The sequence below is a fragment of the Pseudomonas sp. LBUM1656 genome, from assembly GCF_059716065.1.
On record NZ_CP166800.1, the window covers coordinates 4,452,731 to 4,479,231 of the forward strand.

Below are 26,501 nucleotides of genomic sequence, written 5' to 3' on the forward strand. Positions count from 1 at the left end.
TGCCGGCGGCGATCCACAGTCAACCTTGTGGTGCTTCCGGCGACCCCTTCGCGAGCAAGCCCGCTCCCACATTAGTCCTGCGAACACAGGTCCATTGTGGGAGCGGGCTTGCTCGCGAAGAGGCCCTCAAAGACGCTAAAGGATCAAAACCCCTCCAACTCCGCCATCAGGTCATTCAGGCGATCCACCTTCTCTTCGGTGATGTCACTCGCCGCCAACCCGTCGATGTACTCAGCCAACTCCGCCACCGTGCTGCACTCGAACATCGCCCGCAACGGCACATCACGCTGCAGGGTTTTCTGCACCCGCGAAGCAATCTGCGTTGCCAGCAACGAATGCCCGCCCAACTCAAAGAAGTTGTCCTGAACACCCACCTGCTCGACCTTCAGCACTTCAGCCCAGATATCCGCCAGCGTCTGCTCCAGCTCAGTGCGCGGCGCCTGGTAATCCTGGCTCTGCAACTGCCCGATCTCCAGCGCCGGCAGCGCCTTGCGGTCGAGTTTGCCGTTGGCATTGAGCGGCATCCGCTCCAGCCACAGCCAGTGCAGCGGCACCATGTACTCCGGCAGTTCGGCGCGCAGACGTTGCTTGATGCGCTCCAGGCGTTCGGTTGGATTCAGCGCCGAATCAGCCGCCACCAGGTAACCAACCAGATGCTTGCCGTTCGCGCCTTCCTGCACGCCGATCGCTGCTTCGCGGACTTCCGGCTGTTCATGCAGACGCGCTTCGATTTCACCCAGTTCGATGCGGTAACCGCGGATCTTCACTTGATGGTCGATACGCCCGACGTATTCCAGCACACCGTCACTGCGTCGACGGGCCAGATCGCCGGTGCGATACAGACGATCCCCCGGCGCACCGAACGGGTTCGGCACAAACACTTGGGCGGTGCGCAACGGATCGCTGACGTAACCGCGCCCGACCCCGGTGCCGGCGACGCACAACTCGCCCACCGCACCCAACGGCACCAGTTCCAGCGCGCCATCAAGCAGGTACAAACGGTTGTTGTCGGTCGGCGTACCAATCGGCAGATAACTGCCACGGGTCGAGGCCATGTCCACGCGGAAGAACGCCACGTCATCCGAGCATTCCGCCGGGCCATAAGCGTTCACCAGCCCGATATCCGGATAACGCAGCAGCCACTGATGCGCCAGCTCTGGCGGCATCGCTTCACCGGTCGGCAACATCCAGCGCAGGCCATCAAGGCTCATGCGTTCCTGGGCGAGCATGCCTTGAATCAGCGACGGCACGCTTTCCAGCACCGTGATGCCCTGGGCCGACACATGCGCCAGCAACCCTTGCGGGTCATGGGCGATGGTATTCGGCACGATGTCCACCCGAGCGCCGAACAGCGGCGCGGCGAGGAACTGCCAGACCGAGATATCGAAGCTTTGCGAAGCGGTCTGGGCGATCACGTCGGCATCGCTCAAATTCAGGTAAGGCACTTTACTCAACTGGTTGTTGAGCATGCCGCGCTGCTCGACCATCACGCCTTTTGGTAAACCGGTGGAACCGGAGGTGTAGATCACATAGGCGAGGTTGTCCGGGCCGCTGTAAACACCCGGATTCGCCACCGATGCATCGCTCGCCTGCACCTCTTCCCAGACCAGCAACTTCGGCCGATTGGCGCAACTGAATTCCTCCAGCAGCGCGACCGCCTGTTCACGACAGGCCTCGGTGCACACCAGCAACGGCGTGCGGCTGAGGTCGATGATCCGGCTCAGACGCTGACTCGGCAGCCCCGGATCCAGCGGCAGATAACCCGCGCCGGCCTTGAAGCTGCCGATGATCATGCCGAGCAAATCGAGGTTACGTTCAGCCAGCAACGCCACCGGTTGATCCAGCCCGACACCGGCCGCGATCAATGCATGACCGAGGCGGTTGCTGCGCTGGTTCAGCTCAACGTAACTGTGTTGTTGATCCAGGCAACTGGCGGCAATCCGCTGTGGATGCTGAGCGACCTGCGCTTCGAACAATGCGACATAGCTCTGTTCCAGCGGGTAATCGTGTTCACTCTGGTTGCAGCCATGGATCAGGAAATCCTGTTCCTCGGCGCCCAGCAGCGGCAGATCGGCCATGTCGCCATGGAAACCATCGACCAGTGCCAGCAGCAAACGCTTGAACTCACCGAGCATGCGCTCGACAGTCGATTCGTCGAAATAACGCTGGTCGTAAGACAGGTGCAGCCCCAGGTCGTCGCCCGGATAGCAGACCGCCGTCAGCGGGAAGTTGGTGTGAGTGCGGCCCGAATCCGACGTGGCATTGAGGCTCTGCGCCCGGTCCAGCACGGAGACTTCCACCGGGGCGTTTTCGAACACAAACAGGCTGTCGAACAGCGGCTGGCCCTTGGGCAGTTCGCTGTTTTCCTGGATGCTCACCAGCGGCAGGTATTCGTATTCGCGCAGTTGCATGTTGCTGTCGAGCAAGCCGCTGAGCCATTGGCGCACGCTGCAACGTTGATCGTCTTCGGGCATCTTCACCCGCAGCGCAATGCTGTTGATGAACAGCCCGACGGTGCGCTGCATTTCCGGCATTTCCACCGGACGCCCGGCCACCGTGACGCCAAACAGCACGTCGCGATCACCGCTCAAACGCCGTAGCACCAAGGCCCACGCCGCTTGGGCGAAGGTGTTGATGGTCAGCTGATGCGCCTGCGCCAATTCGCGCAGTTGCGCACCGTCACGGGCATCGAGACGGGTGTAGCGGTCACCGACAATCATGCCGCCGCTCTCACCGGCGTGTTCACGCAGGAACGGCCGGTCGCTCGGAATCGGCGTGGTCCTCTCGAAACCTTGCAGGTTGGTTTTCCACCACTGGCGCGCCTCGGCCAGGCTCTGGCGTTGCAGCCAGCCGATGTAGTCACGATAACGCGACACAAGCCCAAGCTGTGCCTCTCGACCTTCGCCAAGCGCGGTGTAGATTTCGAAGAAATCGTTCATCAACAGCGACCGGCACCAGGCATCGATGAGGATGTGGTGATTGCTCATCATGAACCAGTAACGCGCCGCGCCGACCTTGATCAGGCGCAGGTGGAACGGTGCCTGATTGAGCAGATCGAACCCGGCCTCGCGCTCGCTTTTGAGCAGCGCCTGCAGTTTCGGCTCCTGCTCGGCTTCGGCGATTGCGGTCCAGTCAAGGATCTCGATCGGCGTGCTGCCGGGCTTGTGGATAACCTGCAGCATGTCGTCGCCGACGTTCCAGCAGAACGATGCGCGCAGGGCTTCGTGACGGGCGATCACCGCTTGCCAGGCCTGGGCGAAACGCTGCGGATCGAGTTCGCTGTTGATGCGGTAGCGGTCCTGCATGTAGTAGAGACCGGTGCCCGGTTCCAGCAAAGTGTGCAGCAGCATGCCTTCCTGCATCGGGGTCAGCGGGTAGACGTCTTCGATGACGGCGGCCGGAATCGGCAGCGCGTCGAGTTGTGGCTGAGTCAGTCTGGCCAGCGGGAAGTCGGATGGCGTCAGGCCACCGGCATCGTCCTGCAAGCAATGCTCGATCAGGCTTTGCAGTTCGCCCAGGTAAGCATTTGCCAGTTCGGTGATGGCTTGCGGATCGTGGCGTTCGGCGCTGAAGGTCCAACGCAGCACCAGTTCGCCGCCGTAGACCTGACTGTCGACGCTCAACTCATTGGGCAGCGGCGCATGCGGATCGTGGGCCGCACCGACGGGCTCATCCAGTGGACGGAACAACGCGTCCGCGCCGAAGCTCTGGTCGAACTGACCGAGGTAGTTGAAGGTGATTGGCGCCACCGGCAATGCGCACAGGGTCTGGCGACTCAGATCATCGGCCAGATAACGCAGCACGCCATAACCCAGACCTTTGTGCGGCACGGCGCGCAGTTGTTCCTTGATCGCCTTGATCGAGGCGCCCTGCTCCGTCACTGGGACCAAACGCAGCGGATAAGCGCTGGTGAACCAGCCGACGGTGCGGGTCAGGTCGATCTCGTCGAACAGGGTTTCGCGGCCATGGCCTTCGAGTTGAATCAGCGCCGATTCCTGTCCGCTCCAGTTGCACAGCACCCGGGCCAACGCGGTGAGCAGCAGGTCGTTAACCTGGGTGCGATAGGCACTCGGCGCCTGTTGCAGCAATTGGCGGGTACGCTCGGCATCCAACCGCACGCTGACGGTTTGTGCATGACGATTCTGCTGGCCACCTTGCGGACGATCACACGGGAATTCTGCACTTGGACCGGCCAGCTGCGACTGCCACCAGCTCAGTTCTTCACGCAGGGATTCGCTGCCGGCATAGGCCTGCAAACGCGCGGACCAATCCTTGAACGCACTGGTTTTCGCCGGCAGTTTGACCGACTGCTGTGCGTCCAGTTGACGGTAGACGGTTTGCAGATCGTCCAGCAGCACCCGCCACGAAACGCCGTCCACCACCAGGTGATGAATGGCGATGAACAGCCGTTGTTCGCCCTCGGGACCATCGACCAGCAGTACGCGTATCAGCGGCCCCTGTTCGAGGTCGAGACTGCGCTGAGCATCGGCGAACAGTGCGGCGCATTTGTCCATGGACGAAACACGCACTTGCCACAGCACCGGCACGTCGGAAATCGCCTGATGCTCGGCGTGCCATTGCGCATCGGTTTGGCTGAAGCGCAGACGCAAGGCATCGTGCTGCTCGATCACCGCCAGCAGCGCTTGCTCCAGGCGATGGGGTTCCAGTGCGACGGTTGGTTCCAGCAGCAACGCCTGGTTCCAGTGCTGACGCTCAGGGATGTCGGTGTCGAAGAACCAGTGCTGGATAGGCGTCAAACGCGACTCACCAGTGAGCAAGCCTTGCTCGGCAGTGACCTGCTCGGTGCGGGTCGCCACGGCGGCCAGGGTCTGCACGGTCTGGTGCTGGAACAGGTCACGCGGACTGAAATGAATGCCCTGCTGCCGCGCACGGCTGACCACCTGGATCGACAGAATCGAATCGCCGCCCAGTTCGAAGAAGTTGTCGTTGAGGCCCACTTGCTCAACGTTCAGCACTTCGCACCAGATGCCGGCCAAGGTCAGTTCCAGCTCGTTGCTCGGCGCCACGTAGTGCTGACGGTTCAGTTCCGGGTCCGGCGCCGGCAAGGCGCGGCGATCAAGTTTGCCGTTGGCGGTCAGCGGCATGCTGGCCAGCAGGATCAGGTACGTGGGGACCATGTAATCCGGCAATTGCGATTTGAGGTGATGCTTCAAGGCTTCGCGCAATGCCGCTTGTTGCGGTTCGTCCTGCTCGGCAACGTCGGTCACCAGATAGCCGACCAGTTGTTTGCCGCTCGGTGCGTCCAGGGCCAGGACCACGGCTTCACGGATCGATTCATGTTCCAGCAGACGGGTTTCGATTTCGCCCAACTCGATGCGGAAACCGCGAATCTTCACTTGATGGTCGATGCGTCCGAGGTACTCCACCAAACCATCGGCGCGCTGGCGCACCAGGTCGCCGGTGCGGTACAGACGCCCGCCATCGGCGGCGAACGGATCAGCCACGAATCGCTCGGCGGTCATGCCCGGACGCTGGTGATAACCCTGCGCGAGGCCGGCGCCGCCGACGTACAACTCACCGGTCGCGCCTTGCGGCACCAATGCCAGATCGGCATCAAGGATGTACGCCACGCGAGCGCCAATCACGCTGCCGATTGGTACGCTGCCCAGGCCTTCTTCGAGCTGTTCCGGCGCCAGACTTGCCAATGGCATGACCACCGTTTCGGTCGGACCATAGGCGTTGAAGAACAGGCTGGGTTTGAACGCCGCACGGATTCGCGCCAGGTGCTCGCCGGTCAGGGCTTCGCCACCGGTGATGCACATGCGCACCGGCAAGGTTTCGCCCTGGGTCGCCAGCCACTGTGCCAACTGGCTACCGTAGCTTGGGGTGAAGCCGAGGATATTGATGTGATGGCGACGGATCAGCCCGCAGATTTCTTCCGCATCCCATTGACCCTGGGCACGCAACACCACTTGCGCACCGCTCAACAGCGGCACCAGCAAACGCTCGGTGGCGGCGTCGAAGTTGATCGAATAGAAATGCAGCTCGCAGTCGTCCGCACGCATGCCAAAACGCTCAATGACCGCTTGGCAATGCATGGCGATTTCGCCGTGGGACACCACCACGCCTTTCGGCTTGCCGGTCGAGCCCGAGGTGTAAATCAGGTACGCCTGATGCTGCGGCAGGCTGATAAACGGCAGCTCGGTGGCCGGGTAATTGGCCAGTTCGGCGACGTCCTCTTCGAGGCACCAACGGGCGACGGTTGCCGGCAGTTCGCCGAGCGCGTCGAACATGGCCGCATCGCTGAGCAGCAAACCGATGCCGCTGTCTTCGATCATGTAATGCAGGCGATCGAGCGGGTATTCCGGGTCCAACGGCACGTAAGCGCCGCCGGCCTTGAGGATCGCCAGCAAGCCGACGACCATTTCCAGCGAACGCTCAAGCGCCAGGCCGACACGGACCTGCGGGCCAACGCCGCGCTCGCGCAGCATCCAGGCCAGGCGATTGGCGCGGCTGTCGAGTTCGGCGTAGCTCAGGGTTTCCCCCGCAAACGTCAACGCTGGAGCGTCCTTGCGCGCCAGTGCCTGCTCGCTGAACAGGTGATGAATGCACTGGTCGAGGCGATGCTCGCCCGGTTCAACGCCTAGGCTATCGAGTAGTTTTTGCTGTTCGCCAGCTTCAAGCAACGGCAGCTCGCTGAGGCGCTGTTGCGGATTGGCCAGCAGCGCTTCCAGCAGATTGCGCCAGTGCCCGGCCATGCGCGCAATGCGCGGTTCATCGAACAAGTCGGTGCTGTAGGTCAGGCAGCAACCCAGTCGATGATCGAGGTCGGTGACTTCCAGGTTGAGGTCGAACTTGGTCGCCCGGGCATCGTTGGCCAGGTACTCGACGGTCATGCCGGCCAGGGTGCGGCTCTGCTGGAATTCCCAACGCTGCACGTTGCACATCACCTGGAACAGCGGGTTGTAAGCGGCGCTGCGCGGTGGCTGCAACGCCTCCACCAGATGATCGAACGGCAAGTCCTGATGGGACTGGCCTTCGATCACCGTGTGGCGCACCTGCTCGAACAACTCGCCGACAGACATCTGCCCGTCGAGCTGGCAACGCAACACTTGGGTGTTGAGAAAGGCGCCGATCAGCCCTTCGCTTTCCGGGCGAATCCGGTTGGCCACTGGCGCGCCGATGCGCAGGTCGGTCTGGCCGCTGTAACGGTAAAGCAGCACGGCCAGCGCGGCGGTCATGGTCATGAACAGGGTCAAACCGTTTTGCGCATTGAAGGCGCGAACCCGGGCGGCGAGGTCATCGCTCAGGTCGAAACGGAACAACTCGCCCTGGTGACTTTGCACCGGCGGACGCGGACGGTCGGCGGGCAGTTCCAGCAGCGGATGTTCGCGGCCCAGTTGTGCGGTCCAGTAGTCGAGCTGGCGTTGACGTTCACCGGACTCCAGCCACTGACGCTGCCAGACGCTGTAATCCAGGTACTGCACTGGCAGCGGCGCCAGCGGTGATTCGCGGTCGTCGACGAACGCTTCGTACAGCGCGCTCAGTTCCCGGGCGAAGATGTCCATCGCCCAGCCTTCGGTGACGATGTGGTGCAGGGTCAGCACAAAGTAGTGTTCGCGCTCGGCGGTCTTGACCAGGCAGGCGCGCAGCAGCGGACCGGCTTCCAGATCGAACGGCAGGTGTGCTTCATCGTCGGCGAATTGCTGCACGCGCTGCTTGCGGATGTCAGCGGCCAGGGTCGAAAAGTCCTTCCAGTCCATGCGCACGCCCATCTCGGCATGCACTTGCTGACGGGCCACGCCGTCGATGCTCGGGAACGTGGTGCGCAGGGTTTCGTGACGCAGGATCAGCGCCTGCAACGCCGCTTCGAAACGACCGACGTCGAGTACACCGCGCAGCCGCGCCATGCCACCGACGTTGTAGGCTGGGCTGTCCGGCTCCATCTGCCAGAGGAACCACATGCGCTGCTGGGAATAGGACAGCGGCACCGGTTGGCTGCGGTCGACTTTTTCTATCGGCGGCTGCTGGTTGGTGTTGCCGCTGGCCTGGATCAATTGCACCTGATCGGCGAAGGCACCCAACTCGCTGTTTTCGAACAGTGCACGCAGCGGCAACTCGACGTTGCAGGCCTGACGGGTGCGGGAAATGATTTGCGTAGCCAGCAACGAATGACCGCCCAAGGCGAAGAAATCGTCTCGCAGGCCGATCTGTGCGAGGCCCAACACTTCGCACCAGATACCGGCGATTTGTTGCTCCAGCGCGCTAACCGGTTCGACGTGCTCGCGCACTTGCCATTGCGGTTCGGGCAAGGCACGACGGTCGAGTTTTCCGCTCGGGCTCAGGGGCATTTCGTCCAGACGCATGAGCTGCGCCGGGACCATGTATTCCGGCAGTTCAGCCGCCAATGCGGTTTTCAGGCGCGCGGTTTGCGCGTCTTCGGTTTCGGCGGTTTCGGTGGCGGTGTAGTAACCGATCAACTGGCCACCGGCTGCCGTTTCGCGCACCAGCACCACGGCTTGGGCGACGCCCTCCTGGGCCAGCAGACGGGCTTCGATTTCTTCCGGCTCGACACGAAAGCCGCGCAGTTTGACCTGCTGGTCGAGACGCCCGAGGTATTCGATCACGCCATCGGCGGTCCAGCGCGCACGGTCGCCGGTGCGGTACAGACGCGCGCCCTGCTCGCCCAGCGGATCGACGACAAACCGTTCGGCAGTCAGGCTCGGGCGGCCCAGATAGCCACGGGCCAGGCCGATGCCGCTGATGCACAGTTCACCCGGCACACCGGCCGGCACCGGATTGAGCTCGCTGTCGAGCACGCGGCACAGCACGTTGCCCAACGGACGGCCAATCGGCGAGCGCTCGCCATCGGCGGCGGTGCAGTGCCAATGGGTGACGTTGATGGCGGTTTCGGTCGGGCCGTAGCGGTTGTGCAGTTGCACGGCCGGCAGCTGTTCCAGCACGCGGTTGCGCAGTTCGGCGGGCAAGGCTTCGCCACCGGAGAACACCCGGCGCAGGCTGGTGCATTCGGCGGTGAGCGGCTCATCGATGAACAGCGAAAGCAGCGGCGGTACAAAGTGCAGCGTGGTCACGCCGAATTGCTGGACCAACTGCGCGATGCGATGCGGATCGCGGTGCTCGCCGGGGCCGGCAATCAGCAAGCGTGCGCCGGTGATCAGCGGCCAGAAGCACTCCCACACCGACACGTCGAAACTGATCGGCGCTTTTTGCATCAACACGTCGGTGTCGTTCAAACCGTAGGTGTTCTGCATCCACTGCAGGCGCTCGGCGAGCGCCGCATGGGTGTTGCCGACACCCTTCGGTTGACCGGTCGAACCCGAGGTGTAAATCACGTAAGCCAGGTTGTCGCCGTGCAGGTGCAGGCCCGGCGCCTGGCTCGGCCAGTTCTCCAGATGCAACGCGTCCATGGCGATCACGCTGACGCCGTCAGTGGCCGGCAGACGTTCGAGCAATTGGGTCTGGGTCAGCAGCAATTCAACGCCGCTGTCGCTGAGCATGTAGGCCAGACGCTCGGCCGGGTAATCCGGGTCGAGCGGCACGTAGGCACCACCGGCCTTGATGATCGCCAGCAAGCCGATCAGCAATTGCGGCGAACGTTCGGCGGCGATGGCCACACAAACGTCCGGGCCGACGCCTTTGTCGCGCAGGTAATGGGCCAGACGGTTGGCCTGGGAGTGCAGCTCGGCGAAATCGAAGCTGCCGCCGTCCCACACCAGCGCGGTGCGTTCCGGGGTCTGGCGCGCCTGTTCGTTGAGCAGTTCCGGCAACCATTGACTGGCCGGTGTGCAGGGTGCGGTACTCCAGGAAGCCTGTTGGTCGTGCTCGCTTGCGGTCAGCAGCGACAGGTCGCCGATAGCGGTGGACGGCTGTTCGCAAATAGCCCGCAGCAGGTTGCTGAAATGCTCGGCCAGGCGCTCGATGGTCGACGCGTCGAACCGTTCGCTGGCGTAGTCGAAGGACAGACTCAGACGACCCTTCAGGTCTTCTTCGCTGTGCAGTTGCAGGTCGAACTTGGCTTCGCGGCTGTGCCACGGCAGTTCTTCGGCAAGCAACCCAGGCAGACGGCGCAGTGCGCTCAGATCCCGTTGCTGGTGGTTGAACATCACCTGGAACAGGCCTTGTTCCCGCGCTTGCGGGAAGGCTTCGAGCAGTTGTTCGAACGGCAGATCCTGATGCGCTTGTGCGCCCAGCGCAGCCTGACGGGTTTGCGCCAACAACTCCACGAATGGCAGACGCGAATCGACCTCGGCACGCAGCACCTGGGTGTTGATGAAGAAACCGATCAGCCCTTGGGTTTCCAGGCGCGGACGGTTGGCATTCGGCACGCCGATGCGGATGTCGCGCTGGCCGCTGTAGCGGTGCAGCAAGCTCTGGAACGCGGCGAGCAACAGCATGAACGGGGTCGATTCATGCGCTTGGGCGGTCTGGCGAATGGCATCGCTCAAGGTCGCATTTAAACGCACGGTGTGGCGGGCGGCGCTGTGAATATGCAGTGCCGAGCGCGGATGATCGGTGGCCAGGTTCAGGGTCGGATGTTCTTCACCCAACTGCGCTTTCCAGTAGGCCAGTTGGCGCTCGCCCTCCCCTTGCGCCAGCCATTGGCGCTGCCAGCTGCCGTAATCGGCGTAGTGCGTGGCCAATGCCGGCAGCGTCGCTGTTTGTGCTTGAGAGGCGGCGGCGTACAGGCGCGAGAACTCGTCGATCAGCACGTTCAGCGACCAGCCATCGGCGATGATGTGGTGCATCGTCACCAGCAGTTGATGGTCCTCGTCGTCGAGGCGCACCAGCGTCACCCACAGCAACGGGCCTTTCTCCAGATCGAACTGCGTGCGGGCTTCGTCCTCCCGGATTTGCAGCGCGCGGGCTTCACGCTCGGCGGCAGGCAAGTCGCTGATGTCGATCAATTGCAGGTTGAAGTCGCCGGCCGTATCGACCTGTTGCAACGCCACGCCGTCACGTTCGAAGAAGCGTGTGCGCAGGGATTCATGACGCTCGATCAGTTGCTGGAAACTGGCGCGCAAGGCCTCTTCGTCCAGCTCGCCCCGCAGGCGCAAGGCTCCGGGGATGTTGTAGGCGCTGCTCTGTGGGTCGAGTTGCCAGGTGATCCAGAGGCGGTTTTGCGCCAGGGATTGCGGCATCGGTTCGTTGCGCGGCAACGTGGTGATCGCGCCTTGGGCCAGGCCGCCGTCCTGTTGCAACTGAGCGACAGCGGCGGTGAACGCGCCAAGGGTTGGCGCTTCGAACAGCAGGCGCAGGTTCAGCTCCAGACCGAGTGCTTCACGCAGACGTGCGACCACTTGGGTGGCGGCGATGGAGTTGCCGCCGAGCAGGAAGAAGTGATCGTCAGCGTTGACCTGTTTGACCTGCAGTTGCTCGCTCCAGATCTGGCCGATCAGAGCTTGCAGTTCGGAACCTGATTCGGTTTTGGCTTCGCCCTGAACGTCTGCCGACGGGAACAGCGCATAGCTGTCGAGGCTGCCGTCCGCCAGACGATTGTGGCAAGCCGAACGTTGCAGTTTGCCGCTGGAGGTCTTGGGCAATGCGCCCGGATTGAGCAACACCACCACGCTCGGCGCTTCCTGATACGCCTCGGCCACGGCTTGGCGAATCGCTTTGATCAGTGCGTCGGGCGGGAGGATTTTCTGCACGCTGCGGCTGATTTCCGCGGCGATGCCGATGCCTTCCTGACCGTCGATGTTGACGGCGAAAGCGGCAACGCGACCTTTGCGCACCACTTCCACTTCGCGCTCGACGGTCTGCTCGATGTCCTGTGGGTACAAGTTGTGACCGCGAACGATCAGCATGTCCTTCAGGCGCCCGGTGATAAACAACTCACCGTCACGCATGAAACCCAGGTCACCGGTGCGCAGCCAGGTCCGGTCGTTGTGCTGGACGAAAGTCTTGGCGCTGGCCTCGGGATTGCGCCAGTAGCCGTGGGCGATGCTCGGCCCGGTGGCCCAGACTTCGCCAACCGCGTTGTCGGCGAGTTCATTGAGCGCGACCGGGTCGACAATCAGCACCGCGTGATCCGGCTGACTGATGCCGCAACTCATGATCGCGCTGCCTTCGCCGGCTTCCGCACGGTTTTGGGCCAAGGCTTGATCGTCCACGCGCAGATTGCCAATGCCCTGACCGCGCGGGGTTCCGGCGACGAACAACGTGGCTTCGGCCAACCCGTAAGACGCCATGAAGCTGTCGGTGGTGAAACCGCACGCCGCGAACTTCTCGCCGAAGCGTTCCAGAGTGTCGAGACGAATCGGTTCGGAACCCGAATACGCCACGCGCCAGCCGCTCAGGTCGAGGCGTTCCAGCGCCGATTCACTGACGCGTTCGCTGCACAGGCGATAGGCGAAATCCGGCCCGCCGCTGATGGTGCCGCCGTATTCACTGATCGCTTCCAGCCAGCGCAACGGCCGACCGAGGAAGTACGCCGGCGACATCAACACGCACGGCACACCGCTGAAAATCGGCTGCAACAGACCGCCGATCAGGCCCATGTCGTGGTAGAGCGGCAGCCAGCTGACGATCACGTCATCCGGGTTCAGGTCGATGCCGAAACCATGACGGATCAGCATTTCGTTGGCCACCAGGTTGCCGTGGCTGACTTGCACGCCTTTGGGCAACGCGGTGGAACCGGAGGTGTATTGCAGAAAGGCGATGTGGTCGTCGGCCAGGTTCGGCGCTACCCAGCTGCCGGCCAACGTGTCTTCGAGGGTGTCGACGCACAGCAACGGCGGCGCGCCTTCTATGTGTTGCAAGGCGTCACGCAGGCCGGCGCTGGTCAGCAGCAAGCGCGGTTCAGCATCGCTGATGATCGACAGCAGGCGTTCCTGGTGATGACGTTTGGCCGACTCCGGCGGATAAGCCGGCACCGCGATCACCCCGGCGTACAGGCAGCCAAAAAACGCCGCGACGTAATCCGGGCCACTCGGGAACAGCAGCACGGCGCGATCGCCGAATTCAGCCTCGGCCTGCAACGCACCGGCAATGGTTCGCGCCCGCTGATCCAGCTCGCGATAACTGAGGACCACAGCCTGATCCGGGGTGTCAGCGAGAAACCGCAAGGCCACCCGATCCGGCGTCAGGGCCGCGCGGCGCTGGAGGGCTTGGACCAGATTGCTTGGGAGTTCGAACGCGTCGGTCATGAGGTTTCCTGCCTGAATTCGGCTTGCAAATGGAATCGGTTTTCTTTCGTCACGCCCACTGGAGGGCATGCAGGACGCGGTCTTCGCCGACTGCGCAAGGCATTGGGAATGCGGTTTTGGCCGGGATTTACCCTGCGCCTTTCACCAATGAGAACGGATGACGTCTTGAAATAATTAGTCGGCAGGCTGGATCGTCAACGGGTTTGGATACCGCGAGCAGGTGCGGCAGCGTGTCGCAGTTCTCACTCTGCACCATCGCGATGCATTAATTCTCTTTCTCAATTGACAATCATTATCATTCAGCATAATTTGTCGCTCGATGTGTAGGCCGGCCCCCCTCGCCGTCCCACCAACCTATTGGCAGCAAGGTGATTTCCATGACGGAACAAGTATCCACAAGCAGGTGCGATTCACCGCTACTTCAGGCCTTTGTCGACAACCGACTGATTCTGGTCAAAATCGCAGCGCGCATTACCGGCTGCCGGTCGCGTGCTGAAGACGTGGTCCAGGATGCGTTTTTCCGGCTGCAATCGGCGCCGCAAATCACGTCGTCCTTCAAGGCTCAGCTCAGCTATCTGTTCCAGATCGTGCGCAACCTGGCGATCGACCACTATCGCAAGCAGGCGCTGGAGCAGAAGTATTCCGGGCCGGAAGAGGAAGGTCTGAACGTGGTGATCCAGGGCGCTTCGCCGGAGACCTCGCACATCAATTTCTCGACCCTGGAAAACATTGCCGATGCGCTGACGGAGCTGCCGAGCCGCACCCGCTACGCCTTCGAGATGTACCGCTTGCACGGCGTGCCGCAAAAGGACATCGCCAAGGAACTCGGCGTCTCGCCGACCCTGGTGAACTTCATGATTCGCGATGCGCTGGTGCACTGCCGCAAGGTGTCGGGCAATCGTGTGGATACTTTTGCCCGCCGGTAAGCTCTGACATTCGCGTCGCCCCCAATCGCGAGCAGGCTCGCTCCCACATTGGATCTCCTGTGAACACAAGATGTGTGTACGCCCGAGATCAACTGTAGGAGCGAGCCTGCTCGCGAAGGCTGACTCAAGACCGCAAAGGATCTTGAGCCTTCCCCATCAAGCCAACGCACACCGATCAAAAAACCGCTCACGCCCAAGCATCATCAACGCCGCGCGCTTGTGCGGGAAGTCGAACTCTTTCTCGCAGTGGTAACCCTGGTTCTGCATATACCCGATCATCTTCGTGTTGTCGGCGCGAGGCTCGGCGACCACTCGCTGAGTGCGCGGATCGTCGAGAAACAGGAAATGCGTCAGCGCCGATAACCAGCTCGCCACCTTGTGCGGGCCGCGGTGATTTTCTTCGCCTACCAGCATGTGGATACCGCGGTCGTAATCACCGGCGTCATAGAACGGTGCGATGCGATCTTCCTTGGCCCAATAGGCTTCGAAATAGGCAAACGGCTGATCATCGAAACAACCGATCAGCGTCACCGTGTGCGGGTCGGCTTCGAGTTTGCTCAGGTATTCACGGTGCTGCTCAAGGCTCCCCTCCTCCTGCCAGAAACTGGCGACCCGCGGGCTGTTCTGCCAGCGATTGAAACGTGCCAGGTCGAGGTCGATGTCCACCGTGCGCAGGGAAATCCAGGCACCGAGCCGCGCATCGAAACGCCGATAGACTTCACCCCGGGGTTTCAGCGGGCGCAGAGGATGACGCTTGCCGCCGCTGATGACCATTTGCTGCGGATAACTGGCGGTCAGCGCCTGGCTCAACCACGGCAGAGGCAACTGCCAGAACAGCGTGCGTTCGCAGCGGTATTGGCCGGTGGTGTCGGAGGGAATCAGCAACCCGCTCGCCAAGGCGTCGGTGGGTGATTGCGGAAGTTGGAATGTCAGGTGCTGGCACGCCGGATCACGGGCAAACAGCCAATAGCAGGCTGCCCAGAGCGCCTGTTCTTCAGACGTGTCGAAGCACTGTTCTACCTGCACCGTCAATTCGGGTTCGCGGGTCAGGCGCAGTTCGATCAGCGCCTGACCTTCCAGGCTGAGGTGCAGGCGATTCTCGGTTTCATCAGCTACAAGACGGCTTCCGTTGGGCAAGGCCAAGGCAGTCAGGTCATTCAGATTGTGCATGGGTCGGGCTCACGATAATCGTCGACAGTTCAACCATGTGACGTGAGCCGAGGCAGGAAATTTAAGCGAAGTCGCGAATGACGTGACCTGCGGCGCCCTTCAGGGTTTGGGCACCGGCACCACCGCAATCTTGTACGGATCGAAAATCTTCAGCATCTGGCCATTGTCCCGCAACCCTTGCAGCAGCTTGCCAAACGCCTCGCCACTGATGGGCGCGGCCGGACGCAGGATCGCGTAGTGGTGATACACCTGATCGATGCGCTGGGACACCAGCAGTTGATCGGCCACTTGCTCATTACGCAGCAGGTAGTCACTCAGGTAGGAGCGCGTCACCAAGGCAATGTCGGCCCGCCCGCGCAACACCATCAACAGGTTGCTGTCATGGGAATAGGTCAGCGTGGCGTCATAGTTCTGCGCGAGGAATTTCGGGTCGGCATTGAAGTTTGCGAACTCGTAGTGATAGCCGCTAAACAGCGCCAGACGCTTGCCGGTGAGGTCGGCAAAATAGCTTTGCTGGCGATCGGGCGCACGTTGCGCGACGAAAATCTCGGCGTCTTCAAGGCCCATGTCGACGCTGGTGTGGGGAATGTCCTTCCAGCCCCAGTCCGGGTTCTCGAAAATGGCCATATCGACCCGGCCTTGTTTGAAATCACCAAATCGGCGAGGAATCGAAGTCGGCACCAAAACGAACTGATAGTCACCCTGCAATTGATTCAAGGCTTCCACCAATTGCGGCAACAGCCCAGTGTCGGCACCGGATTCCGGGCGCACGGTATAAGGCGGGAAATGCGCGGCACCGACCCGCACCAGTTGCGCAGCCTGGGATGGCAACACCCAGACTGCCACGAGCGACGCCAGCAAAAGCTGCGAGGCCGTCCTAATTGGCGAAGACATCAAAACAACCCACTCCCCAAAAAATACGCATCAATGCATTCAAGCTAGGCGGTTTCGGCCACTTAGCCAGTTTCCTGCTGACTCATGACAACTTATTGCTTCTCTTCGAGCACAAGTATCAATGCTTCATCGGCCAATTGATCAAGACTCATGCTGCCGCCGGCCCGAAACCAGGTGGTGGTCCAGGACAACGCGCCCGTCAGAAAACGACGCGTGATGAACACATCGCCGCGAATAAAACCGGCGTCCTTGGCTTCACCCAGCACTTGCAGCCACAGCGCTTCATAAATATCGCGCAGCGCCAGCACCTGCGCCTGTCCGTCTTCGGACAGCGAACGCCATTCATACACCAACACCGCCATGGCCTCGCCACTGCCGCCCATGATCGACTGCAATTCGCAGCGAATCAGCGCCAGCACCCGCTCGCGTACATTGCCGGCCTCGGCCAGGGCGGCGTGCATCAGCGCTGTGTTGTAGCGAATGGTCTCTTCCATCACCGCCCGCAGGATCTCGTCCTTGCTTTTGAAGTGATGAAAGATGCTGCCCGACTGGATGCCCACGGCACCGGCCAGATCGCGCACGGTGGTGCGTTCATAGCCTTTGTTGCGGAACAGGTGAGCCGCCACTTGCAGCAGTTTGCCGCGGGCGCTGTCAGGGTCGGTCAATTGGCCGCTGTCGACCAATTCGCGCATGACCCCCAGGGCTTTTTGCTCGTCCACCCGTTCTCTCCTACAGTCGATCAATCAAATGCGCCGCCCGCCGCTAAAACAGCGGGGTTGCGCGGGCAATTTAAGCTGGCGACGGCAACCAAGCAAGCGCTCGGGCAGAAGATATTTCAGCCGTTTACAAACCAAGCGCTTGCTTGGTAGTCTCGATGCACGTCTGTCGGAGGTGGTTATGGAATGGGCTGTGCCTGAAACGATTCGCATCGGATGCGCCAGCGCGTTCTGGGGCGACACCTCGACCGCCGCCGCGCAACTGGTGGACGGTGGTCGCCTGGACTATCTGGTCTTCGATTATCTGGCCGAAATCACCATGTCGATCATGGCCGGCGCACGGATGAAAGATCCGCAGGCAGGCTATGCGGGCGACTTCATCGAAGTCCTCAGCCCATTGCTGGGGCAACTCGCCGACCAAAAAATCCGTGTCATCAGCAACGCCGGCGGGGTCAATCCACAGGCCTGCGCCGCTGCCCTGCAAGCGGCGTGCGACAAGGCTGGCGTCTCACTGAAGATCGCCGTGCTGCTGGGCGACGACCTGCAACCGCAGTTCAAACAGCTGAGCTGCCGCGGCCTCCATGAAATGTTCAGCGGCGCGCCGTTACCACCGATGTGCGTCTCGACCAACGCCTACCTCGGCGCACCGGGCATTGTCGAAGCCCTTCGACTGGGTGCCGATATCGTCATTACCGGCCGCGTCGTCGACAGCGCGGTGGTGAGTGCCGCGCTGGTGCATGAATTCGGCTGGTCCTGGCATGACTACGACAAGTTGGCCCAGGCCGCATTGGCCGGGCACATCATCGAATGTGGCGCCCAGTGCACCGGCGGCAATTTCACCGACTGGCGCGACGTGCCCGATTACGAACACATCGGCTTCCCCATCGTTGAAGTCAGCGCCGACAGCCAGTTCATCGTCAGCAAGCCTGAGGGCTCCGGCGGCCTGGTCACGCCGCTGACGGTTGGCGAACAGATGCTCTATGAAATCGGCAACCCCCAGGCCTACCTGTTGCCTGACGTGGTCTGCGATTTCACCCAGGTCAAACTCGTGCAACAAGGTAAAAACGCGGTCCGGGTGCATGGCGCCAAAGGCTTGCCACCGACCGATCAGTACAAGATCAGCGCGACTTACCCGGACGGTTTCCGCTGCACCGCCAGTTGCCTGATCGCCGGCATCGATGCGGTGGACAAGGCCGAACGGGTCAGCCAGGCGATCATCAACAAGACCTCGGATATTTTCAGCCAGCGCGGTTGGGCGCCTTTCAGTGAAGTGAACATCGAACTGCTCGGCAGCGAAGCCACTTACGGCCCTCACGGCCAACGCCAGGACAGCCGTGAAGTGGTGATCAAACTCGCCGTGCGTCATCCGAGCAAACAGGCATTGATCGTGTTTTCCCGGGAGATCGCCCAGGCCGCCACCGGCATGGCGCCGGGGCTGACCGGGATTGTCGGCGGACGGCCGACGGTGTATCCGCTGATCCGGCTGTTCTCGTTCCTCATCGACAAAAGCGCCTGCACGCTGGAAATTGATATCAAGGGTCAGCGCCACCCGTGCGCCCTGCCCGCTGTCGATGTGCTCGATCCGGATGACTTGCCCGTTCCGTTCGACCCGCCGCAACCCACCGGCCGCGCCGATGCCAGCGTGGCCCTGATCAAACTCGCCGTGGCCCGCTCCGGTGACAAGGGCAATCACAGCAACATCGGCGTCATGGCCCGTGAGCCCGAGTATTTGCCCTGGATCGCCGAGGCCCTGACGCCTGAGGTGATGGTCGACTGGATGAGCCACGTCCTCGACCCGGTACATGGACGTGTCGAGCGTTGGTATTTGCCCGGCACTCACAGCTTCAATTTTCTTCTGGAAAACGCCCTCGGCGGTGGCGGCGTGGCCAGCCTGCGGATCGATCCGCAAGGCAAGGCCTTCGCCCAGCAGTTGCTGGACATCCAGATTCCGGTGCCCCAGCGCATCGCCGACCAGGTCAACTAGAGGACTGTCGCCATGGCGTACGATTCGATTTTCAAAGCCGATCTGTTTGCAGGCCAAAACATCATCGTCACCGGCGGCGGCAGCGGCATCGGCCGCTGCACCGCCCACGAACTGGCGGCACTCGGCGCCCACGTGCTGCTGGTCGGGCGCAAGGCTGACAAGTTGAAAAGCGTCGCCGCCGAGATTGCCGAAGACGGTGGCAAGGCGGACTGGGCCACCTGCGATATTCGTGAAGAAGAAGCGGTCACGCAGCTGGTCAGCGAGTTGATTCGCAAGCACGGTCCGATTCACGGGCTGGTCAACAATGCCGGCGGCCAATACCCGTCGCCTCTGGCTTCGATCAATCAAAAAGGTTTCGAAACCGTGATGCGCACCAACCTGGTGGGCGGTTTCCTGATGGCTCGGGAAGTGTTCAATCAGTCGATGAGCAAACACGGCGGCGCCATCGTCAACATGCTCGCCGACATGTGGGGCGGCATGCCCGGCATGGGCCACTCGGGCGCTGCGCGTTCTGGTATGGATAACCTCACCAAGACCGCTGCCTTCGAATGGGGTTATGCCGGGGTGCGGGTCAACGCGGTGGCGCCGGGCTGGGTGGCATCGAGCGGCATGGACACCTACGAAGGTGCGTTCAAAGCAGTGATTCCGACCTTGCGCGAACACGTGCCGCTCAAGCGCATCGGCACTGAATCGGAAGTCAGCGCGGCGATTGTTTTCCTGCTTAGCCCGGCCGCGGGGTTCGTCAGTGGGAGCACGCTGCGCATCGACGGTGCGGCGAGCCTTGGCGGTCGGGCATGGCCGATTCACAAGGCGCAGAACAGTGAGTCGTATAACGGCTTTCATCGAGCGTATTTACCCGACGTACTCAAGGACAAGGAATAAGCCATGCCGGTGATCCAGTCCCAAATCGACCCGTTCATCGAACAGTTCGCGCAGAACCGCACCGCGATGCTGGTCGGCATCGAGCAGGTCCGCCAGCTCGAACAAAACCTGGTGAACAAGGCGGCCGAAGCCAAGCCAAAATTCGACAAGCGCGGCCAGTTGCTGCCCCGTGAACGCCTCAATCTGCTGCTCGACCCTGGCGCGCCGTTCCTCGAACTGGCGAGCCTGGCCGGCTACAAACTTCACGACGACAAGGACGGCAGCTCAGCCGGTGGCGGTTTGATCGCCGGGATCGGTTACGTGTCCGGCGTGCGGGTGCTGGTGGTGGCGAACAACAGCGCGATCAAAGGCGGGACCATTTCCCCCAGCGGCCTGAAAAAGTCCCTGCGCCTGCAACAGATCGCCATGGAGAACAAACTGCCGGTGATCACCCTCGCCGAGAGTGGCGGCGCCAACCTCAATTACGCGGCAGAGATTTTCGTCGAAGGCGCGCGCAGCTTTGCCAATCAGGCGCGGATGTCGGCCATGGGGCTGCCGCAGATCACCGTGGTCCACGGCTCGGCCACGGCGGGCGGGGCTTATCAGCCGGGTCTATCAGATTACGTGGTGGTGGTACGCGGCAAGGCGAAGCTGTTCCTGGCCGGTCCGCCGCTGCTCAAAGCCGCCACCGGCGAAGTCGCCACCGATGAAGAACTGGGCGGCGCCGAGATGCACGCGCAAACCGCCGGCACCGCCGAATACCTGGCCGAGAACGATGCCGATGGCGTGCGCCAGGTGCGCGAGATTGTCAGCCTGCTGTCGTGGAATGCACGGTTACCCGCAGCGCCCGCCCGGTACTGGGAAGACCCGCTCTACCCCATCGACGAGTTGCTCGGACTGATTCCCGATGACCCGAAAAAACCTTATGACGTGCGCGAAATCATCGCGCGGATTGCCGACGGTTCGAGCTTCCTCGAATTCAAGGGCGAGTTCGATCAGCAGACCATCTGCGGCCACTTGCACATTCAGGGTCGCGCCTGCGGATTCATCGGCAACAACGGCCCGATCACGCCCAAGGGCGCGAGCAAGGCGGCGCAATTCATTCAGCTGTGTGACCAGAGCCGGACGCCGCTGCTGTTTTTCCACAACACCACCGGGTTCATGGTCGGCACCGAATCGGAACAGCAAGGCGTGATCAAGCACGGCGCGAAGATGATTCAGGCGGTAGCCAATGCCCGGGTGCCCAAGCTGACCATCGTCGTCGGCGGCTCCTATGGCGCCGGCAACTACGCGATGTGCGGCCGCGGCCTCGACCCACGTTTCATCCTCGCCTGGCCCAACAGCCGCACTGCGGTCATGGGCGGCGCCCAGGCCGGCAAGGTTTTGCGGATCGTCACCGAAGCCAAACAGCTCAAGGACGGCCTGGTGCCCGACCCGAAAATGCTCGACATGCTGGAACAGGTCACCGCGCAGAAACTCGACAGCCAGTCCACCGCGCTGTATGGCAGCGCCAATCTGTGGGACGACGGGCTGATCGACCCCCGGGATACCCGAACCTTGCTCGGCTACTTGCTGGACATCTGTCACGAGGCCGACGTGCGGCCACTGCAAACCAACAGTTTTGGCGTCGCGAGATTTTGATTGATCGTTCCCACGCTCTGCGTGGGAATGCAGCCCGGGACGCTCCGCGTCCCAAAAGCGGACGCAGAGCGTCCAAAGTGGCGTTACCACGCAGAGCGTGGGAACGATCGGGTTCGTCAGGAGAACAATAAAAATGATCTTCACCCAGGAACACGAAGCACTGCGTCGCACGGTCCGCCAATTCGTCGAGCACGAGATCAATCCTCACGTCGAGGAATGGGAGAAGGCCGGGCGCTTCCCGATTCACGAGATCTTTCGCAAGGCCGGTGACCTCGGCTTGCTGGGGATTTCCAAACCGGAACAGTTTGGCGGCATGGGCCTCGACTACAGCTATTCGATCGTCGCCGCCGAAGAGTTCGGCACCATTCACTGCGGCGGGATCCCGATGTCCATCGGCGTGCAGACCGACATGTGCACCCCTGCACTCGCCCGCTTCGGCTCCGATGAGTTGCGCGAAGAGTTTCTGCGTCCGGCGATTACCGGTGAACAGGTCGGCTGCATCGGCGTCTCAGAAGTCGGCGCTGGTTCCGACGTGGCCGGGTTGAAAACCACCGCCCGCAAGGACGGCGATGACTACGTGATCAACGGCAGCAAAATGTGGATCACCAACTCGCCAAGCGCCGACTTCATTTGCCTGTTGGCCAACACCTCTGACGACAAACCGCACGTCAACAAGTCGCTGATCATGTTGCCGATGAACACCCCCGGCATCAGCCTCAGCTCGCACCTGGACAAGCTCGGCATGCGCAGTTCGGAAACCGCCCAGGTGTTTTTCGACAACGTGCGCGTGCCGCAACGCAACCGCATCGGCCACGAAGGCGCGGGCTTCATGATGCAGATGCTGCAATTCCAGGAAGAACGCTTGTTCGGCGCGGCGAACATGATCAAGGGCCTGGAGTACTGCGTCGACAGCACCATCGAGTACTGCAAGGAACGCAAAACCTTTGGCAGCGCGCTGATCGACAATCAGGTCATTCACTTTCGCCTGGCCGAGTTGCAAACCGAAATCGAATGCCTGCGGGCGCTGGTCTACCAGGCCACCGAGCAATACATCAAAGGTCAGGACGTTACGCGCCTGGCGTCGATGGCCAAACTCAAGGCCGGGCGCCTGGGCCGCGAAGTCAGCGACAGCTGCCTGCAATACTGGGGCGGCATGGGCTTCATGTGGGACAACCCGGTGGCCCGCGCCTACCGTGACGTGCGGCTGGTGTCGATCGGCGGCGGTGCCGACGAAATCATGTTGGGGATCATCTGCAAACTCATGGGCATCCTGCCGGGGAAAAAGAAATGAGCGCCCTGCCGGTATGCCAGACCTTGCTGCTCGAATCCCATAACGGCGTGCTGCACATCACCCTCAACCGCCCGGAAAGCCGCAATGCCATGAGCTTGCAGATGGTCGCTGAACTGCGTGCGGTGCTCGCCGCGGTGCGTGACGATCGAGCCGTTCGTGCGCTGGTGATCGGCGGTGCCGGTGGGCATTTTTGCGCCGGTGGCGACATCAAGGACATGGCCAATGCCCGCACTCAAGGCTCCCAGGCCTATCGCGATTTGAACCGGGCGTTCGGCGCGCTGCTGCAAGAAGTGCAACACGCGCCGCAAGTGGTGATCACGGTGCTGCAAGGCGCAGTGCTCGGCGGTGGATTGGGGCTGGCCTGCGTCAGTGACGTTGCTCTGGCCGACCACCTGGCGCAGTTCGGCCTGCCGGAAACCAGCCTCGGTCTGCTGCCCGCGCAGATCGCGCCGTTCGTGGTCCAGCGCATCGGCTTGACCCAGGCACGTCGACTGGCACTGACTGCCGCGCGTTTCGATGGCACCCAGGCGCGGCGCATGGGGTTGGTGCATTTCGTCGAGCATGACGCGCAAGCCTTGGCCGAGCGCCTCGATGAAATCCTCGCCCATGTGTTGTGCTGTGCGCCGGGGGCGAATGCCACGACAAAAAGACTGTTGCTGGCGAGTGCGGGACAACCGTCCGACGCCTTGCTGGATGAAGCGGCCGAGTGGTTCAGCGATGCGGTGACCGGGGCGGAAGGGGTCGAGGGGACCATGGCCTTCGTGCAAAAACGTAAACCGGGGTGGGCCCTCTAAAAGCATCGCAGGCAAGCCAGCTCCCACCTTGAAATGCATTCCAAATGTGGGAGCGGGCTTGCTCGCGAAGAGGCCATCACATTCACCGCGACAACAAGGGAATAACCCATGCCCGGACTCAGCAAAATCCTCATCGCCAACCGCGGTGAAATCGCCTGCCGTATCCAGCGCACCGCCCACGCCCTGGGCTACCGCACCGTTGCCGTGTTCAGCGACGCCGACGCCGATGCCCTGCACGTCCAAATGGCCGATGAAGCCGTCAACATCGGCCCGGCCCCGGTGCAACAGTCCTATCTGAACATCCCGGCAATCATCGACGCCGCCCGGCGCAGCGGTGCCGACGCGATTCACCCTGGCTACGGTTTCCTCTCGGAAAACGCCGAATTCGCCCTCGCCTGCCAATCCGCCGGCATCACCTTCATCGGCCCGAGCCCCGAAGCGATCGAGTTGATGGGCAGCAAGCGGCGGTCGAAACTCGCCATGCTCGCGGCCGGCGTGCCGTGCATCAAAGGCTATCAAGGTGCCGAACAGGACGACGCGACCCTGAGCCGCGAAGCCGAACGCATCGGCTACCCGCTGATGATCAAGGCCAGCGCCGGCGGTGGCGGACGCGGCATGCGCCTGGTGCACAGTGCCGACGATTTGCTGGAACAGCTGCGAACCGCGCGCTCCGAAGCCCTGCACGGGTTCGGCAGCGACGAACTGATCCTCGAACAAGCGCTGATCGATCCGCGTCACGTCGAGGTTCAGGTGTTTGGCGACCAGCACGGCAACCTGATCTACCTCGGGGAGCGCGACTGTTCGATCCAGCGCCGCCACCAGAAAGTCATCGAGGAAGCGCCCTGCCCGGTGATGACCAGCGAATTGCGCCAAGCCATGGGCGAAGCGGCGCTCATGGCCGGGCGCGCGGTGAATTACGTGGGTGCCGGCACCGTGGAGTTCCTGCTGGATGCACGCGGGCAGTTCTACTTCCTGGAGATGAACACCCGGCTGCAAGTGGAACACCCGGTGACCGAATTGATCACCGGCCTTGATCTGGTGGCTTGGCAACTGCACGTCGCCGAGGGCCTGCCGCTGCCTTTGAAACAGGAAGAGGTGAAACTCAACGGGCATGCCATGGAAGTGCGTTTGTACGCCGAAGATCCGGCCCAGGGCTTTTTGCCGCAAACCGGTCGAATCGAGGCTTGGGAGCTCGCGCTGCAGGACGGTGTGCGGATCGATCATGGCTTGATCGAAGGCCAGGACATCAGCCCGTTCTACGATCCGCTGCTGGGCAAGATCATCGCCCATGGCGCCACCCGTGAAGAAGCCCGGCGCAAGCTGCTGCGGGCAGTGCAGGACAGCGTGCTGCTGGGCGTGCAAAGCAATCAGCGCTTGCTTGCCAGCCTGCTGCAACACCCGCAGTTCATCAGCGGCGAATTCAGCACCGGGTTCATCCCGAGCTGTTTCGCCGACCATCCTTGTCTGCATCCGCCGGTGCCGAGCGCCGAAGAGCTGGCCATTGCGGCTACGTTGTTCTATCACACGTCGGCGCAGTCTCATCCCGCCCCGCTGGCCGGCTGGCGGAACAACGCCAGCGTGCCCCTGCATTATCGAATCGGTCTGGGGGATCAGGACTGGCCGGTGGAGTTGAATTCAGGGCCTGACGCACCGTATCGCTTGCAAGTCGGCGACCGAACCCTCGAGTTGAAGGTCATCCAGTGCGACGGTCACTGGGCAACCCTGATGATCGACGGCGTCCGCCAACGCCATGCCTACCGCCTCGCGGCCGGGCAACTCTGGCTGTTCACCCGCCCCGGCAGCCTGCGACTGATCGATCGCACCCAGGCGTTGGTCAGCAGCCAGGCCAGCGTCAGCTCCGGCACCCTCAAGGCGCCCATGGACGGGGCGATCGTCGACGTGCTGGTCAGCGAGGGTAGCCCGGTCAGCAAGGGCCAGCTATTGGTGGTGCTTGAAGCGATGAAAATGGAGCACCCGCTCAAATCAGGTATCGACGGGGTGCTTAAACGCTTGCAGGTCCGGGTCGGCGATCAGGTCAAAAATCGTCAGATTTTGTTGGAGGTCGAATAAGCCGCTAGGCGGATCCGCCGGCTTTGGCTACGCTCAAGCCCTATCACGACGCGGATACCAGGAACCCTGCAATGCCTCACTGGCTGGTGATCGATCTGGAAGCCACCACCGATGACGGTGGCTGGCCAGTAACGGAAATGGAAATCATCGAAATCGGTGCCACCCTCGTGGACCGCAAAGGACGCGAAGTGGATTACTTCCAGTGCTTCGTACAGCCGTTGCGACGCCCGCTGCTGACGCCGTTTTGCCGGGAATTGACGCACATCACCCAGGCCAATGTCGACGCCGCGCTGACGCTGAGCGAGGTCTGGCCGTCGTTCGAGCAATGGCTCGTGCGCCATCAATCGGAGCTGGAGGGCTGGGCCAGTTGGGGCGACTACGATCGCAAGCAACTGCTTCAGGAATGGCAGCGACTGCAACTGACGAGCGTTCTCGCCAGCGTGCCGCACATGAATCTCAAGCAGCGCTTTGCCAAGGCCCGACGCCTGGAGCGTCCTCTGGGGCTCAACGGCTCGCTGCAACTGGCGGGCATGCAGTTCAATGGCCAACAGCATCGGGCACTGGAAGATGCGCGCAATACGGCGCGTCTGTTGCCACAGGTTCTCCCGCCGGAGAGGTGACGGCGTTCGAGGCCTTGTGCATACTGGCCGGCCCTTTTTAGCCCTTTTCGAGGAATCGCCCATGTTTAAAGTCAACGAGTACTTCGACGGCACCGTCAAGTCGATCGCCTTTGGCACCGCTGAAGGTCCTGCGACCATCGGCGTCATGGCTCCGGGCGAATACGAATTCGGCACCAGCCAGCGCGAAATCATGCACGTGGTGACCGGCGCCCTGACCGTCAAACTGCCTGACAGCAGCGACTGGGAAACCTTCGCCGCCGGCAGCCAGTTCAACGTGCCTGCCAACAGCAAGTTCCAGTTGAAAGTGGCCGTCGACACCGCTTACCTGTGTGAATACCGCGGCTAACCCCCCGGGTTTTCACAGCGACAAAAAAAATGCCCGCGTCCTTTTTGGACGCGGGCATTTT

At 62.1% G+C, this 26,501-nt stretch carries 13 protein-coding genes; 9 read left to right on the forward strand and 4 right to left on the reverse strand.

What is annotated here, in order from left to right:
• Positions 1-143: 143 nt before the first annotated feature.
• Positions 144-13,127, reverse strand: coding sequence for a non-ribosomal peptide synthetase (locus ACA072_RS20025; RefSeq protein WP_497620091.1), 12,984 nt, complete (start codon positions 13,125-13,127; stop codon positions 144-146).
• A gap of 377 nt (positions 13,128-13,504) precedes the next feature.
• Between ACA072_RS20025 and ACA072_RS20030 the strand changes: the two genes are divergently transcribed.
• Positions 13,505-14,053 (forward strand): RNA polymerase factor sigma-70, encoded by a 549-nt coding sequence (locus ACA072_RS20030; protein WP_010461205.1) that lies wholly within the window; start codon positions 13,505-13,507, stop codon positions 14,051-14,053.
• A gap of 156 nt (positions 14,054-14,209) precedes the next feature.
• Here ACA072_RS20030 and ACA072_RS20035 read toward each other — a convergent pair whose 3' ends face one another.
• The 3 genes from ACA072_RS20035 to ACA072_RS20045 all read right to left on the reverse strand — a co-directional run bounded on the left by ACA072_RS20035 (position 14,210) and on the right by ACA072_RS20045 (position 16,836).
• A complete protein-coding gene (locus tag ACA072_RS20035) occupies positions 14,210-15,223 on the reverse strand; it encodes a GNAT family N-acetyltransferase (protein WP_497620093.1) in 1,014 nt (337 codons plus the stop codon).
• A gap of 99 nt (positions 15,224-15,322) precedes the next feature.
• Complete coding sequence (locus tag ACA072_RS20040; RefSeq protein WP_497620095.1) at positions 15,323-16,117, reverse strand: substrate-binding periplasmic protein; 795 nt, start codon at positions 16,115-16,117, stop codon at positions 15,323-15,325.
• 92 nt (positions 16,118-16,209) lie between these two features.
• Positions 16,210-16,836, reverse strand: coding sequence for a TetR/AcrR family transcriptional regulator (locus ACA072_RS20045; protein WP_497329678.1), 627 nt, complete (start codon positions 16,834-16,836; stop codon positions 16,210-16,212).
• A gap of 190 nt (positions 16,837-17,026) precedes the next feature.
• Here ACA072_RS20045 and ACA072_RS20050 point away from each other — a divergent pair, with 190 nt between their 5' ends.
• The 8 genes from ACA072_RS20050 to ppnP all read left to right on the forward strand — a co-directional run bounded on the left by ACA072_RS20050 (position 17,027) and on the right by ppnP (position 26,440).
• Complete coding sequence (locus ACA072_RS20050) at positions 17,027-18,817, forward strand: acyclic terpene utilization AtuA family protein (protein WP_497620097.1); 1,791 nt, start codon at positions 17,027-17,029, stop codon at positions 18,815-18,817.
• A 12-nt stretch (positions 18,818-18,829) separates the two neighbouring features.
• Positions 18,830-19,699 carry an SDR family oxidoreductase gene (locus tag ACA072_RS20055; protein ID WP_497620099.1) on the forward strand — a complete coding sequence of 290 codons (870 nt, stop codon included), beginning with the start codon at positions 18,830-18,832 and terminating at the stop codon, positions 19,697-19,699.
• A gap of 3 nt (positions 19,700-19,702) precedes the next feature.
• Positions 19,703-21,319 (forward strand): geranyl-CoA carboxylase subunit beta, encoded by a 1,617-nt coding sequence (gene atuC, locus ACA072_RS20060; RefSeq protein ID WP_497620101.1) that lies wholly within the window; start codon positions 19,703-19,705, stop codon positions 21,317-21,319.
• Positions 21,320-21,452: 133 nt separating this feature from the next.
• Entirely contained in the window at positions 21,453-22,610 is a 1,158-nt protein-coding gene (gene atuD / locus ACA072_RS20065; RefSeq protein ID WP_497620102.1) for a citronellyl-CoA dehydrogenase, read from the forward strand.
• Entirely contained in the window at positions 22,607-23,404 is a 798-nt protein-coding gene (locus ACA072_RS20070; RefSeq protein WP_497620104.1) for an enoyl-CoA hydratase/isomerase family protein, read from the forward strand. Before atuD ends, ACA072_RS20070 begins: the two co-directional genes overlap by 4 nt.
• A 108-nt stretch (positions 23,405-23,512) precedes the next feature.
• Positions 23,513-25,474, forward strand: coding sequence for an acetyl/propionyl/methylcrotonyl-CoA carboxylase subunit alpha (locus ACA072_RS20075; protein ID WP_497620106.1), 1,962 nt, complete (start codon positions 23,513-23,515; stop codon positions 25,472-25,474).
• Between the two features lie 71 nt (positions 25,475-25,545).
• Positions 25,546-26,094, forward strand: a complete 549-nt coding sequence (locus ACA072_RS20080; RefSeq protein ID WP_497620107.1) for a 3'-5' exonuclease — start codon at positions 25,546-25,548, stop codon at positions 26,092-26,094.
• Positions 26,095-26,155: 61 nt separating this feature from the next.
• Positions 26,156-26,440, forward strand: a complete 285-nt coding sequence (gene ppnP / locus ACA072_RS20085) for a pyrimidine/purine nucleoside phosphorylase (protein ID WP_054614024.1) — start codon at positions 26,156-26,158, stop codon at positions 26,438-26,440.
• Positions 26,441-26,501 lie beyond the last annotated feature (61 nt).

Coding starts and splice junctions, on each gene's coding strand:
- ppnP (WP_054614024.1), top strand. CDS start 26,156: ATGTTTAAAGTCAACGAGTACTTCGACGGCACCGTCAAGTCGATCGCC.
- ACA072_RS20030 (WP_010461205.1), top strand. CDS start 13,505: ATGACGGAACAAGTATCCACAAGCAGGTGCGATTCACCGCTACTTCAG.
- ACA072_RS20040 (WP_497620095.1), bottom strand. CDS start 16,117: ATGTCTTCGCCAATTAGGACGGCCTCGCAGCTTTTGCTGGCGTCGCTC.
- ACA072_RS20070 (WP_497620104.1), top strand. CDS start 22,607: ATGAGCGCCCTGCCGGTATGCCAGACCTTGCTGCTCGAATCCCATAAC.
- atuC (WP_497620101.1), top strand. CDS start 19,703: ATGCCGGTGATCCAGTCCCAAATCGACCCGTTCATCGAACAGTTCGCG.
- atuD (WP_497620102.1), top strand. CDS start 21,453: ATGATCTTCACCCAGGAACACGAAGCACTGCGTCGCACGGTCCGCCAA.
- ACA072_RS20080 (WP_497620107.1), top strand. CDS start 25,546: ATGCCTCACTGGCTGGTGATCGATCTGGAAGCCACCACCGATGACGGT.
- ACA072_RS20075 (WP_497620106.1), top strand. CDS start 23,513: ATGCCCGGACTCAGCAAAATCCTCATCGCCAACCGCGGTGAAATCGCC.
- ACA072_RS20025 (WP_497620091.1), bottom strand. CDS start 13,127: ATGACCGACGCGTTCGAACTCCCAAGCAATCTGGTCCAAGCCCTCCAG.
- ACA072_RS20035 (WP_497620093.1), bottom strand. CDS start 15,223: ATGCACAATCTGAATGACCTGACTGCCTTGGCCTTGCCCAACGGAAGC.
- ACA072_RS20055 (WP_497620099.1), top strand. CDS start 18,830: ATGGCGTACGATTCGATTTTCAAAGCCGATCTGTTTGCAGGCCAAAAC.